Below are 13,945 nucleotides of genomic sequence, written 5' to 3' on the forward strand. Positions count from 1 at the left end.
ACCGAGATGGCGTTATTAAATGTAGACAAGTTATCGGTGCATTTCGGCGACGAAAAAACACCGTTCCGTGCGGTTGACCGCATCAGCTATCAGGTCGAGCAAGGCCAGGTGGTGGGTATTGTTGGTGAATCTGGCTCGGGCAAATCCGTGAGTTCACTGGCGATTATGGGCCTGATTGATTATCCCGGCCGCGTAATGGCGGAAAAACTGGAGTTCAACCAGCGCGACCTGCAGAAAATCTCCGAAAAAGAGCGCCGCCAGCTGGTGGGCGCAGAAGTAGCGATGATTTTCCAGGACCCCATGACCAGCCTCAACCCGTGCTACACCGTGGGTTTCCAGATCATGGAAGCGCTGAAGGTGCACCAGGGCGGCAGCAAACGTACGCGTCGTCAGCGCGCGATTGATCTGCTCGATCAGGTGGGCATTCCTGACCCGGCATCGCGTCTTGATGTCTATCCGCATCAGCTGTCGGGCGGTATGAGCCAGCGCGTGATGATCGCCATGGCGATTGCCTGCAAACCGAAACTGCTGATCGCCGATGAGCCAACCACCGCACTCGACGTCACCATTCAGGCGCAGATCATCGAACTGCTGCTGGAGTTGCAGAAGCAGGAGAACATGGCGCTGATCCTGATTACTCACGATCTGGCGCTGGTGGCCGAAGCGGCACAGCACATCATCGTGATGTATGCCGGACAAGTGGTGGAAAGCGGTAAAGCGGTGGATATCTTCAAAGCGCCACGTCATCCGTATACGCAGGCGCTGCTGCGCGCGCTGCCGGAGTTTGCCGCCGATAAAGCGCGTCTGGCCTCGCTGCCTGGCGTGGTGCCGGGTAAATACGATCGCCCAACCGGCTGCCTGTTAAATCCGCGCTGCCCGTATGTGACCGATCGCTGCCGCCGCGAAGAGCCGGAGCTGCGCGACATTCCGGGCCGTCAGGCCAAATGTCACTTCCCACTGGATGATGCCGGGAGACCGACTTATGAGTCTTGATAACAACCAGCAGGATTACCTGCTGCAGGCGATTGACCTGAAAAAACACTACCCGGTGAAGAAAGGTCTGTTTGGCCAGGAACGTCTGGTAAAAGCGCTGGATGGCGTCTCGTTCAACCTCGAACGCGGCAAAACGCTGGCGGTGGTGGGTGAATCCGGCTGTGGTAAATCCACGCTGGGCCGCTTGCTGACCATGATTGAAACGCCAACCGAAGGCCAGCTGTTCTGGCACGGTCAGGATCTGTTAAAACACGATCCGCAGGCGCAGAAACTGCGTCGTCAGAAAATCCAGATCGTGTTCCAGAACCCTTATGGTTCGCTCAATCCGCGTAAGAAAATCAGCCAGATTCTGGAAGAGCCGCTGGTGATCAACACCTCGCTGACCAAAGCGGAGCGCAAAGAAAAAACGCTGGAGATGATGGCGAAGGTAGGCCTAAAAACCGAGCATTACGATCGTTATCCGCACATGTTCTCGGGCGGCCAGCGTCAGCGTATCGCGATTGCGCGTGGTTTGATGCTCGACCCGGATGTGCTGATTGCCGATGAGCCGGTCTCCGCGCTCGACGTTTCGGTGCGTGCGCAGGTGCTTAACCTGATGATGGATTTGCAGCAGGATTTAGGCTTGTCCTACGTCTTTATCTCGCATGACCTGTCGGTGGTGGAACACATCGCCGATGAGGTGATGGTGATGTATCTCGGCCGCTGCGTTGAGAAGGGCAGCAAAGAGGCGATCTTCAGCAATCCGCGCCATCCTTACACGCAGGCGCTGCTGTCAGCGACACCACGTCTTAACCCGGACGATCGCCGCGAGCGCATCAAGCTCACGGGCGAACTGCCGAGCCCGCTCAATCCGCCGCCGGGCTGTGCGTTTAACGCGCGCTGCCGTCGTCGTTTTGGCACCTGCGTTCAGTTGCAGCCAAAGCTGAAGCAGTACGGCGATCAACAAATCGCCTGCTTCGCGGTGGATCAGGATGAGAACCAGCCAGTGGGCGCGTGATAAATTACCGCTATAAATGAATGAAGGCTCCTGCGGGAGCCTTTCTTTTATCCTTAATACATCAGATTAATTAACGACAAAACCTGTTATGGCCAAAGCCATGCAAAAAGCATTACGCGAGTGCATCAGTGCTCAATTGGTCCTGACCAGGACTTAAAGCGTAAAGGCAAATTCTTATTTGCGTCAGGATTGCGTGAGCGACTTCACAATGAAATAAAATCCATAACTTGCAGCGCAATAGAGAAAATTCAGTAGCTTAGGTTAAAATCCCCTGCGTAATTATTTCTGTTAATTGATACTAATTAATACCCGTCAATAAATAACTGCACGCTTCTTGCATGCCCGTTTTTTCAATCTTAAAGATAGAATTCTTTTGTTGAATGCGGCGTTTTAATAATCAGATTTGTCTCACCGTCTTTTAATGTGTGTGATATATTCGCGGAAAATTCCCTCCCGCTTTTACAGGCTCTGATCATGAAGAATTACGACGATCTGCAGCGTTTTAAAGAGAAAACGCAGACGCTTGATATCGCTTTTAAGGATATGTCCGGTCAATCGCATGAAGCCGATCAAAGTCAGTGGGCGTTACTGCGTCAATTGACCACCGATCAAGAGCCTGAATTAGGAAGCGGCCAGCGTATTGATATGCCGCAACCGCATCCGATTCGCGGGGATGAATTTAGCGCACCGCCGGAGCCTGCTCAGGCTGCACCTGACAGTCCGGCTCGTGGATCGATTCTCGACAGCCTGAACGCGCCTGCCGCTGCCCAGCCGGAGACCGGCTCATCGCTGTTCCCGCCCGCGACATCAGCGAAACCGGTGTCATCTGCCACGCCATTAGCGCCAAAAGCCACGTTGGTGGAGCGTCAGGCCACAACTTCACTGTTTCCGCCGGCCAAACCTGTCGCCGCATCCGCTGCACCAATTGCTCAGACTGCTGCTGTTGCCGCGCCTGCACCGGCAGCGCCAGCGCCGATCGCGCCAGCCCCTGCGCACACCTTTGCCGCTGCGGTTGAACCGGCACGTCCGGCTGCGCCCGCACCGTCTCGCTTTGGTGCGCTGTTCCGCTCGCGTCCGGCCGAGCCCGCTAATTTGTCAAAAGAAACACCGTTAAAACCGCTACTGGAGAAGATTGCGCTATGCCGTTAGTTTGTGTGTGCTCGCCAAAAGGGGGAGTAGGGAAAACCACCATGGCGGCCAACCTTGCGTGGAGTTTGGCTCGCGCTGGCAGCAAGGTCTTGGCAATCGATTTCGATGTTCAGAACGCCTTGCGCCTGCATTTCGGCGTACCGCTGAATGATGGTCGCGGCTTTGTCGCGCGCTCTGAAGATCAGGCTGACTGGAGCCAATCGATTCTGACCACCGGCGGCAACATTTTCGTCATGCCTTATGGCGAAGTCAGTGAAGAGCAGCGTGAACGTTTTGAAGAGAACCTGGTAAAAGATCCGCATTTCCTGAAACGCGGTCTGGACACGGTATTGAATTATCCGGGACTGGTGATTATCGCCGATTTTCCGCCAGGTCCGGGTCCCGCGCTTAAAGCAATGCAGGCACTTGCCGATATGCATTTAGTGGTGATGTTAGCGGATACCGCGTCGGTCTCTTTACTGCCGCAAATTGAAAATGACCGCATGATTGGTCAGCCGCTAAATAATAAACGTGGTCATTATTTTGTGCTTAATCAGAGCGACAATCGCCGCAATATTAGCCGTGAAGTTACCGCTTTTATGCAGCAGCGCCTGGGTGAGAACTTATTAGGCGTGGTACATCGTGATGAAAGTGTCGCGGAAGCCAATGCCTCGCAACAATCTGTTTATGATTTCAGCCCAGCTTCCGCCGCTGCGTTTGATATCGAATTAGTGGCAAAACGCGCAGCCAATATCCTGAATATCACCGTCGGCAACGGCGAAGTTCAGGCACCTATTCGCAGCCACTATTAATAATGAGGCCGTCTCCGGCCCCATAATAACAACACAGCTTCTTCAGGGTGAATCATGAGTAAACTCGGGTTTTACCTGCTGCTGCTGGTGCTTGCACCAGTGGCGGCGGTAATCGTCATCACGCCTATGGACAGCCAGAAGCAATATATATTTGGCTTAATCAGCATCGGCATGATGTTTTTACTGGGCTTCAGCAAAAGCCGCAAAATAACTATCGTCATGGTTATCCTATCCGCGCTGATGTCGACCCGATATATCTGGTGGCGCACCACGGAGACGCTGCAATTTAATTCTGAGATTGAAGCGATTCTCGGTATCGGCTTATATCTGGCCGAACTGTACGTCTGGCTGATCTTAATTCTCGGCTTCCTGCAAACCACCTGGCCATTAAAACGCACCATCGAACCTTTGCCGGATGATACCAGCCTGTGGCCGACGGTGGATGTGTATGTTCCAACCTACAATGAAAGCCTCGATGTGGTACGTGATACTGTGCTGGCGGCGCAGTGTATTGATTACCCGCGCGACAAGCTGAAGGTCTATTTGCTGGATGACGGTAAACGCAGTGAGTTTGCGGTATTTGCCGCTGACGTCGGCGTGGGTTACATCACCCGTGACGATAACAATCACGCCAAAGCCGGTAACCTCAACCACGCCATGAAGATCACCAAAGGTGAGCTGATTTGCATCTTCGACTGCGATCACGTGGCTACGCGCACCTTCCTGCAGGCGACGGTCGGTCCGTTCCTGAAAGATCCCAAGCTGGCGCTGCTGCAAACCCCGCACTACTTCTATTCGCCGGATCCGTTCGAGCGTAACCTGCGCGCGGCGCGCAGCATCCCGAACGAAGGTTCACTGTTTTACGGCCCAGTACAGCAGGGTAACGATAACTGGAACGCCACCTTCTTCTGCGGCTCCTGTGCGGTGATTCGCCGAAGCGCGCTGGAAGAGATCGGTGGCTTTGCGGTAGAAACCGTGACGGAAGATGCGCATACCGCACTGAAAATGCAGCGTCTCGGTTGGGGCTCGGCCTTCCTGGCGATTCCGCTGGCGGCCGGTCTGGCCACCGAGCGTCTTGGTCTGCACGTGGTGCAGCGTAACCGCTGGGCGCGCGGCATGACGCAGATCTTCCGCGTCGATAACCCGCTGTTTGGCCGTGGATTGAAGTGGCAGCAACGTCTGTGCTACCTCAACGCCATGCTGCACTTCCAGTTCGGCTTGCCGCGCGTGGCGTTCCTGACGGCACCGCTGGCCTACCTGCTGTTCAACCTGAATATCATTCACTCGTCGGCATCGCTGATTTTCGCCTACGTCTTGCCGCATCTGGTGATGTCGCTCTACGTCAACTCACGGATGAACGGCAAGTTCCGTTACACCTTCTGGGGCGAAATCTACGAAACCGTGATGTGCTTCCACCTCGTAATCCCCACGCTGTTGACCATGCTGGCACCGAAGCGCGGCAAGTTTAACGTAACGGATAAAGGTGGCCTGCTCGATCAGGGCTTCTTCGACTTCCACATCGTGCGTCCACACGTGATTGTCGCGGTGCTGCTGTCGATTGGCATCATCGCTGGCGTGGTACGTGCGACGGCGCATGACTACTTTGGCGTCGATCCTTACGTTATCGCCCTCAACGTCGGCTGGGCGGTGTTCAGCCTGATTATCCTGATGGCGGCGATTGCCGTGGCGCGCGAAACCAAGCAAGTGCGTAAAACCATCCGTATTGAAGTGCAGATTCCGGCGGTGATTCACTACGCCAGCGGCATCTCGTCGCGCACGAAAACCAGCGATCTTTCGATGGGCGGCGCGCAGCTGGATGCGCCGGACAATCGTCACGAACACGATGAAATCGAAGAGATCGACCTGTTGCTGAAATCGGGCACCATCACCATTCCGGTGAGTAAAATCTCCGGCGATGAAGAGAGCATCCGTCTGCGCTTTGGCGATATGCCGCTGTCGCGCCGTCGTGAATTGGTGCGCGTGGTGTTGGCGCGCGCGGATGCCTGGATTCAGCCGGAATATAAGCAAGACAATCCACTGGTTTCGCTTGGCACCATTATTCGTACCGTCTTTGAGCTGTTCTGGCTGACCTGGAAAGATCGCCGTGAGAAGCGTAAGCGTGATAACCAGCCCGCCGCAAAAGAGGACAGCGCTGCATGAAGAATTTGACGCAAACGTTGCTGGCAAGCTCGCTGGCAACGGCGCTGCTGTTTGCGCCAGCGTGGGCCGAAACCCCGGCGGTCACCCAGGATAGCGGTGCGCTTTCTGACGTGCCGCCGCCGCAAGGCATTGAAAGTGCGGCCGATCAACAGCTGCAACAGGCGGCAGGCGCGGCACCTTATGCGCCAGTAGAAACCGCACCACAAACTGCACCGGAAGCGGCACCACAAACCGCACCGACAACGGTCAATGAAACGCCCGCCGAACCGGCGGCCAGCGAACCTGCGCCTGTAGCCACACCAGAAATGGTGCTGCCAACGGTAGCACCAACCGCACCGGCGGTGATGCCAGAGACGGCTTCCGCGACGCTCAACCAGCCAATCAGCAGCATTGTTTCGGTGGCGCAGATGGGCCAGCCGCGCGGCATTACATTGACCGGCGGTCAGCTGCAATCCGGTATCGTGTTCACGCTGCCCAGCGATGAAGTGATCACCAACGCGCGCCTCAATCTGTCGCTGCGCGTCTCGGCGGCGCTGGCAGCGCGTAACACCTCGCTGCAGCTAATGCTGAATGGTCAGCCGCTTGGCACCTTGCCGTTGGGCTCCAGCGACAGCGATGTCAGCGATTACCAGCTGGATATTCCGGCGGCGATGGTGGTCTCAAGCAACAACCTCAGCTTCAAGATTAACGATGCCGACAAGCTGCTGTGCGAGAAAGAGAGCGCGCAGCAGTATCAGGTATCGATTCTGCCGAAAACCACGCTGAGCCTTGAAGGCCAGCAGCTGAACATTGGCACCAGCCTGCGTAACTTCCCGCGTCCATTTATCGATGCGCAGCGCATGACGCCCGCCAGCGTCACCTTTGGCTTTGCCGCCAATGCCGCGCCGGACAGCATCAGCGCCGCTGCGCTGGTGGCATCGTGGATGGGCATTCAGTCGGATTATCGCGGCATCCGTTTCCCGGTAGTGCGCGGCGATCTGCCTGAGCACAACGGTATTCTGATCGGCCATCCGGGCGACAAAATTGGCACCGTAACCTTGCCAGCCACCAACGGTCCGCTGCTGCAGGTGATCGATAATCCCAACAATCCGGTCTACAAATTGCTGCTGGTGGTCGGGGCGAATGACGACCAGCTGCGTCAGGCCGCTAACCGTTTAACCACTCAGCCGCTGGCGACCGATGCCAGCAGCCTGAACGTGCAGCCGCAGCCAATTGGCGTGCGTAAGCCGTACGATGCGCCGCGCTGGATTAACACCACGCGTCCGGTGCGTCTGAGCGAACTGCTGCGTAAAGATCAGAGCCTGACCACCACCGGCATCTGGCACGATGCGCTGAGCGTTAACTTCCGCGCCGCGCCGGATCTGTTCCTGTGGGATGGCGATACCATTCCGGTGGAGCTGCACTATCGCTTCCCATCCGAAAGCTGGATTGACGAGAACAACTCGTTCCTCAACGTGATGATTAACGGCACCTTCCTGCGCAACCTGACGGTAAATAAAGTCGGCTTGCTGGAAAGCGCCTGGCATCGTCTGGGCGGCGACGCGCGTCAGGAGCATTACACCCTGAAGCTCGAGCCGTACCTGATTTACGGTGACAACCAGCTGGCGCTCTACTTCAACATCAAGCCGAAAGCGGATGCACCGTGCGGCGTGCTGCTGAACAACAACATTAAGAGCCGCATCGAAGAGGATTCGTGGATCGATTTAAGCCACACGCGCCACTTCACCATGCTGCCAAACCTCTCTTACTTTGTGGGCGCCTCGTTCCCATTCTCACGTCTGGCGGACTTCTCGCAGACCACGCTGCTGCTGCCGGAACAACCAAGCGATGCGGAGATCTCGACGCTGCTGGATATGGCTTCCCGCGCCGGGAACGCCACCGGCGTGCCGCTGCTGCAAAACCAGGTGCTGTTTGGCCTGCCAAACGGCGGCACCAACATGACGCGTCTGCAGCAGAGCGATCTGCTGGCGGTGAGCACCACGCAGAACAACGACTTTAATCAGGCAATGCTGGCCAACACGCCGTTTGATACCAGCGGCAACACGCTGGGCGTGAAAGAGCCGACCACCTGGGACAAGCTGCGCGGCTGGCTGACCGGCGACTGGTATCGCCAGCAGCTGGATGCCGATCGTTACTTCTCCTCCAACGAAGCGTGGCGCGGCTTTGTCAGCTATCGCTCGCCGTGGAACCCGGATCGCTTAGTGGTGATGACGGTGGCGACCAGCGATCAGCAACTGCTGCGCCTGCATGAAGACCTGAATTCCGCGCGCATCAACGCCGGTATTCGCGGCGATACCGCCATCATCACCGATGAGAACGGCATTCGCAGCTTCCGCGTCGGCCCGCAATTCCCGAGCGGCGAAATGCCGTGGTACATGATGGTGGTGTGGTATGCCAACCAGCACTCGGTGCTGATGGCGCTGGCGGCGCTGCTGCTGTCAGCGTTGGTCGGCGGCGGTGTATGGGTGATGCTGAAACGTCATGCGTGGCGTCGTCTCAACCCCAAAGTTGATAGCAAGTCCGGCAAGAAGTAAGGATAAAAACAATGAAAAAACATCTGTTAAGTGCCGGTATTCGTCATGCCCTGATTCTGGGTGGGGCACTGACGCTCTCTCAGCCGCTGCTGGCGGCGGAGAGCACTAATCCTGCGTTACAGGCGCTGTTCGATCAGGCGGCGTATTGGCACCAGAAAGCGCATGACGATTTGGCGAAAGCCTCGCTGCAGAAAGTGCTGATGGTTGAGCCGAACAACACGCAGGCGCTCTATCTGCTGGCGCTCTATTCGCAGCAGAGCGGCGGCACGGCGGAAGCGGCGCAGTGGCGTGCGCGCCTGAGCGCCGCCTCGCCGAACGATCCGCATCTCACCGAGCTGGACAACGCGCGCCAGCTGCAAACCATTCCGCAGGCGCAGCTGCAGCTGGCGCGTCAGCAGGCACGCAGCGGCAACATCGCGGCGTCGCTGCAAACCTGGCGTAACACCTTCAGCGGCAACGAGCCGCCGCCGAGCGTAGCCGCCGAATATTATCTGACCATGGCGGGCGATCGTTCGCTGCTGCCGCAGGCGGTTGAAGCGCTGCGTCAGTTCTCCGCCGATCATCCGCAGGATACCGGTGCCAAACTGGCGCTGGGTAAAGCGCTGACCTATCAGGAATCGACGCGTCGTCAGGGTATTGATGTGCTCGGCAGCCTGGCAGACGGCAACAAAGAAGCCGATCGTTCGCTGCGTCAGGCGCTGTTGTGGCTTGGTCCGCAGGCGTCCGATGCATCGCTGTACCAAACCTGGCAGCAGCGCCATCCACAAGATAACGCGGTGCTGGATTACTACCGTAAAAACGTCGGCGGCGCTGAGAAGGGCGCGGGCTTTACCGCGCTGAACAGCGGCGACGTCAGCAACGCGCAGAACAACTTTGAGAAAGTGCTTCAAGCCAACCCGCAAGATGCGGATGCGCTGGCCGGGATGGGCTATGTCGCCCAGCGTGCCGGACGTTATGCCGAAGCGGCGGATTACCTGACGCGCGCGGCGCAGTTGGGTGGCGATCAGAGCGACACGCGCCAGAAGCAGGCCGCTGATGCACGTTTCTACGCGCAGCTGGCCACCGCGCAGCAGGCGTTGAAAAACGGTGACAGCGCGCAGGCGTTGGCGCTGAGCGAACCGCTGGCGCAGGCCGACGGCGAGAAAGGCGTCTCTGCCAAACTGTTCCGCGCCGATGTGCAGCGTCGCAGCAATCAGCTCGATCAGGCGGAGCAAACCTATCGTTCCATCCTGCAAAGCGATGCCAATAACCGCAATGCCAAAGAAGGCTTGTTCTATGTGCTGCGTCAGCAGAACCGTGGCGCAGAAGCCAACACCTTGCTGGCATCGCTGCCCGACAGCGTGCGTCAAAGCGTGGCACCGCGCGGCAGCAGCACCGATCCGATTCGTGCGCAGGCCAAGCGTGAAGTGGCGGCGAGCAACAACAGCGCGGCTATCGCCACCTTGACCTCGGGTATTCAGCGCTATCCCAATGATGGCTGGCTGCGTCTCGATCTGGCGCGTCTCTACCGCGCGCAGGGCGATAACATGATGGCGGCAAATATCATGCAGCCGACTATGCGCAGCGGTGCCAGCACCACCGAACTCTACGCGGGTGCGTTAAACGCCAGCGAAAGCAGCGCCTGGCAGCAGGCGAGTTTGCTGCTGTCGCGCATTCCTAATAGCAGCAAGAATAGCGATATGCGCGAGCTGGCGCAGCGCGTCAACTTTAACCTGCAGATGGCCACCGCCGATCAATATCTGGCGCAGGGCTCGAACGCGGCAGCGGCCAACACCTTGCGTGCGCTGGCATCGACGCCGCCGTCTAATCCGGTTGATGCCGGTAATCTGGCGCAGAAGCTGGCGAAAGCCGGCGATATCACCACTGCCGTTTCTGTGGTGCGCAGCAACATGCAGCGCGGCATTCAGGGCAACGCCGGTGATTACGCCGCGCAGGTGGCGGTGCTGAATCAGGCCGGTCTGAACACCGAAGCGCAGAGCTTCCTCAGCAGCCCGGAATTGCAGGCACGCAGCACGCCAACTCAGCTGGCGGGCATCCGCAACGGCTACGTGATCAACGAAGTGGATCGTCTGCGTGAGCAGAAACAGTACGCCGCCGCTTACGACAAGCTGGTGGGCGCGCTGCAGCACGATCCGCAGAACCGCGATCTGATGTTCGCCATGGCGCGACTCTATCAGTCCGGCAAGATGAACAAAGAAGCGGGCGTGGTGTACGACTACCTGATGACGCAGGATACCGCGACGCAAGACGCGCGCACCGGTGCCATCAACGTGGCGCTGGCGCAGAATGACGTCAACAAAGCCAATACCTTAACGCGCGGCCTGCGCAATGAGCAGTCGCCAGATCGCTTGCTGCTGTTAGCCCGCGTGGCGGAAGCCAACGGTGAACACAGCCAGGCGATGAGCTATCTGCGCACCGCGCGCGGTCAGCTGATTGGTCTGCAGGGCGCAGAAACCGGCAGCGTGCCAAGCGTCGGTGGTTTGGCGCTTGCCGATAATCCGTTTATCAATCGCGGCACCTCGCCGGTGGGCCGTTCGCCGTCCAGCTATGGCGCGGTGATGCCGTGGCAGTCGGCTCCAGCGGCCACCAGCAGCGCCGAAGGCGTGACGCTGGCAAGCAACACGCCGGCGATTCAGCAGAGCCAGACGCTGCGTCAAATCGACAACATGATGGACGATCTGCAAGAGAAAACCGGCACCTGGGTGCAAGGTCAAATGCAGGTACGCGGTCGTGATGGCGAATCAGGCTTGAGTAAACTCACCGAAGCCAAAGCGCCACTGACTTTCTCCACCGTGCCGTTTGGCGATGCGCGCTTCGACTTCACCATGACGCCGATTTCCCTCACCGCAGGCAGCGCCGGTGGCGACGCATGGCGCCGTTTCGGCACCAACTCGCTGGTGCAGGGACAAGTGGTGGCATCGGGTGATGCGAAAATTGACGACGTGCCAAACTCCTCCACCGATTCGCAATCCGCGACCGGCGTGGAGCTGAACATGGCGCTGAAGGGCGACAGCTACAAGATTGACCTCGGCAGCACGCCGCTGGGTCAGGACCTGAGTACGCTGGTGGGCGGCGTGCAGTGGTCGCCGAAGTTGACTGACTTCCTGACGCTGATCCTCACCGGTGAACGCCGCGCGATGACCGACAGCCTGCTGTCGTATGTGGGCGTCGAAGACAAAACCAGCGGTAAACGCTGGGGCCGCGTGACTAAAAACGGCGGTAACGCCTTGCTGAGTTACGACAACGGCGATGCCGGTTTCTACGTCGGCGGCGGTGCGTACAGCTACATCGGCGAAAACGTGGCGAGCAACAACAGCGTGCAGGCGACCGCAGGCGCGTATGTGCGTCCGTATCACCTCGACGATCGCGAGCTAAAAGTCGGCATGAGTTTGTCGTGGATGGATTACTCGAAAAACCTCAGCTACTTCAGCTACGGTCAGGGCGGTTACTTCAGCCCGCAGAACTATGCGTCGGTGTCGTTCCCCATCGAGTTCAGCCGCAAGTTTGACGACCTGAAAGTGAACGTCGGCGGTTCGGTAGGTTATCAATCCTACAGCCAGGATAAGAGCGCCTACTTCCCGAATAATCCGTCGTTGCAGGCGCAGCTGCAAAGTCTGGCCGATCAAGGCTACGTGAAGGATGCGTTCTACAGCGGCGAGAGCAAAAACGGCATTGGCTACAACCTGCATGCCGGTGCGGATTATAAGATCAACAAAGATGTCACTGTGGGCGGTCAATTAGGCTACGACACCTTTGGCGATTACAATGAAAGCACAGCCAATCTGTACTTCCGTTACATGTTCGGAGATTACTAATGAGTGAGCAAGTAACCGCACGCGTCAGCCATCCGCATCAGCCGGGCTGGTTTGATCTGGTGAGCGCGATGATTGAGAGCATGCTGGACAACGCGGGCGAGGAAGCGGAAGGCTTTCTCAACGGCGTCGGCGTTTCGCTGGCTACGCGCTATCCTTTACCCGACGCGCGCACCGTGCAGGATCTGGAGCGTGAAATTAATTTGCAGCTGGCGCGCTTTAACTGGGGCTTTGTGCAGTTACAGCCGCAGGAAAATGCCATGCTGATTCAGCACCACGCGCTGCCGCAGGGCGACAGCAACGTCGGTGTTGAACGCTGGCAGCTGGCGCTGAGCGCAGTGCTGGCGGGCGTGTATGCGCAGTGGCTGCAGGCACAAGGTGGCAGCGCGGCGGTGCCGGTGACGCTTGAGAACAACGACGGCGGCACGCTGCACTATCGATATCAATAGGAAGCTGTAATGAGAGTAATGCGGTTCTGGCGTCAATGGATGCTGTGTTTCATGGTGATGTTTTTTAGCGCGCAGGCAGCCGCAGATGGCTGGAGTACCTACAAAAGCCGCTTTATGGGCAGCGATGGCCGTATCAGCGATACGGCAAACAACAACGTCAGCCATACCGAAGGTCAGGGTTACGGCATGCTGCTGGCGGTGGCGCATGACGATCGCACCACCTTCGATCTGCTGTGGCAGTGGACGCGCACCCATCTGCGCAATCCGCAAAACGATCTGTTCTACTGGCGCTACACGCCGGGCGCGGCCAATCCGATTGCCGACAAAAACAACGCGTCCGATGGTGATGTACTGATTGCCTGGGCGCTGCAGCGTGCGGCGCAGAAGTGGGGCGGCGATTACCAGCAAGCGTCTGACCGCATTCAGCGTGCGATCGTGAAGCTGAATGTGATCAGCTACGGCGGACATAAAGTGATGCTGCCGGGCGCGCAGGGTTTCAACAAAACCAGCTATGTGGTGCTCAATCCGTCCTATTTCCTGTTCGAGGCCTGGCGCGAGTTTGCCGAGCACAGCCATCTGCGCATCTGGAATGAGCTGATTGATGACGGCATGGATTTGCTGGGCGATATGCACTTCGGTAAAACCGGCCTGCCGCTGGATTGGGTGGCGCTGAATGCCGATGGTTCAGTGGCACCGGCGATCGGCTATTCCAACCGCTTCAGCTATGACGCGATCCGTATTCCGCTGAATATCTGGTGGTACGATCCACAAAGCTTGCGTCTGGTGCCGTTCCAGCGCGTCTGGCAAGGTTCGGCGCGCATGACTACGCCCGCCTGGTATGATGTGTTGGGCAACACACCAGCGCCGTACAATATGGAAGGGGGATTGATTGCGGTTCGCGATTTGACGCTGAATCAAACCGGTTACCTTAATGATCGTTTAGCGCCGGATCAAAACTACTTCTCCGCCAGTCTGCAACTGCTGACCTGGATGGCGTATCAGGAAAAGCGGTAAATCTTGTCTTTGACCAGGTCGCCATGAATGGCGACCCTACAAAACC

At 57.8% G+C, this 13,945-nt stretch carries 9 protein-coding genes; all 9 read left to right on the forward strand.

Annotation, left to right across the window (positions count from 1 at the left end; all coding sequences use genetic code 11):
* Positions 1-6: 6 nt before the first annotated feature.
* The 9 genes from dppD (at position 7) to PanJK_RS17785 (ending at position 13,899) form a co-directional block, all read left to right on the forward strand.
* Complete coding sequence (gene dppD / locus PanJK_RS17745) at positions 7-993, forward strand: dipeptide ABC transporter ATP-binding protein (protein ID WP_008104610.1); 987 nt, start codon at positions 7-9, stop codon at positions 991-993.
* Positions 983-1,990 carry a dipeptide ABC transporter ATP-binding subunit DppF gene (dppF, locus tag PanJK_RS17750; RefSeq protein ID WP_256697996.1) on the forward strand — a complete coding sequence of 336 codons (1,008 nt, stop codon included), beginning with the start codon at positions 983-985 and terminating at the stop codon, positions 1,988-1,990. Before dppD ends, dppF begins: the two co-directional genes overlap by 11 nt.
* A 474-nt stretch (positions 1,991-2,464) precedes the next feature.
* Positions 2,465-3,139 (forward strand): cellulose biosynthesis protein BcsO, encoded by a 675-nt coding sequence (gene bcsO / locus PanJK_RS17755; RefSeq protein WP_265301612.1) that lies wholly within the window; start codon positions 2,465-2,467, stop codon positions 3,137-3,139.
* Positions 3,130-3,930, forward strand: coding sequence for a cellulose biosynthesis protein BcsQ (bcsQ, locus tag PanJK_RS17760; RefSeq protein ID WP_256698000.1), 801 nt, complete (start codon positions 3,130-3,132; stop codon positions 3,928-3,930). Before bcsO ends, bcsQ begins: the two co-directional genes overlap by 10 nt.
* Positions 3,931-3,984: 54 nt before the next feature.
* Complete coding sequence (gene bcsA, locus PanJK_RS17765; protein WP_008104601.1) at positions 3,985-6,090, forward strand: UDP-forming cellulose synthase catalytic subunit; 2,106 nt, start codon at positions 3,985-3,987, stop codon at positions 6,088-6,090.
* Positions 6,087-8,624, forward strand: a complete 2,538-nt coding sequence (bcsB, locus tag PanJK_RS17770; protein WP_265301617.1) for a cellulose biosynthesis cyclic di-GMP-binding regulatory protein BcsB — start codon at positions 6,087-6,089, stop codon at positions 8,622-8,624. The genes bcsA and bcsB overlap by 4 nt, the downstream gene beginning before the upstream one ends.
* Before the next feature lie 11 nt (positions 8,625-8,635).
* On the forward strand, positions 8,636-12,439 hold the full coding sequence (locus PanJK_RS17775; RefSeq protein WP_265301619.1) for a cellulose biosynthesis protein BcsC: 3,804 nt from the start codon (positions 8,636-8,638) through the stop codon (positions 12,437-12,439).
* On the forward strand, positions 12,439-12,885 hold the full coding sequence (gene bcsD, locus PanJK_RS17780) for a cellulose biosynthesis protein BcsD (RefSeq protein ID WP_265301622.1): 447 nt from the start codon (positions 12,439-12,441) through the stop codon (positions 12,883-12,885). The genes PanJK_RS17775 and bcsD overlap by 1 nt, the downstream gene beginning before the upstream one ends.
* Before the next feature lie 9 nt (positions 12,886-12,894).
* Positions 12,895-13,899, forward strand: coding sequence for a glycosyl hydrolase family 8 (locus tag PanJK_RS17785; RefSeq protein ID WP_265301624.1), 1,005 nt, complete (start codon positions 12,895-12,897; stop codon positions 13,897-13,899).
* Positions 13,900-13,945: the final 46 nt, after the last annotated feature.

The organism is Pantoea sp. JK, assembly GCF_026130245.1.
Taxonomy (GTDB): domain Bacteria; phylum Pseudomonadota; class Gammaproteobacteria; order Enterobacterales; family Enterobacteriaceae; genus Pantoea; species Pantoea trifolii.

Coding starts and splice junctions, on each gene's coding strand:
- bcsD (WP_265301622.1), top strand. CDS start 12,439: ATGAGTGAGCAAGTAACCGCACGCGTCAGCCATCCGCATCAGCCGGGC.
- bcsQ (WP_256698000.1), top strand. CDS start 3,130: ATGCCGTTAGTTTGTGTGTGCTCGCCAAAAGGGGGAGTAGGGAAAACC.
- bcsO (WP_265301612.1), top strand. CDS start 2,465: ATGAAGAATTACGACGATCTGCAGCGTTTTAAAGAGAAAACGCAGACG.
- PanJK_RS17785 (WP_265301624.1), top strand. CDS start 12,895: ATGAGAGTAATGCGGTTCTGGCGTCAATGGATGCTGTGTTTCATGGTG.
- dppD (WP_008104610.1), top strand. CDS start 7: ATGGCGTTATTAAATGTAGACAAGTTATCGGTGCATTTCGGCGACGAA.
- bcsB (WP_265301617.1), top strand. CDS start 6,087: ATGAAGAATTTGACGCAAACGTTGCTGGCAAGCTCGCTGGCAACGGCG.
- dppF (WP_256697996.1), top strand. CDS start 983: ATGAGTCTTGATAACAACCAGCAGGATTACCTGCTGCAGGCGATTGAC.
- PanJK_RS17775 (WP_265301619.1), top strand. CDS start 8,636: ATGAAAAAACATCTGTTAAGTGCCGGTATTCGTCATGCCCTGATTCTG.
- bcsA (WP_008104601.1), top strand. CDS start 3,985: ATGAGTAAACTCGGGTTTTACCTGCTGCTGCTGGTGCTTGCACCAGTG.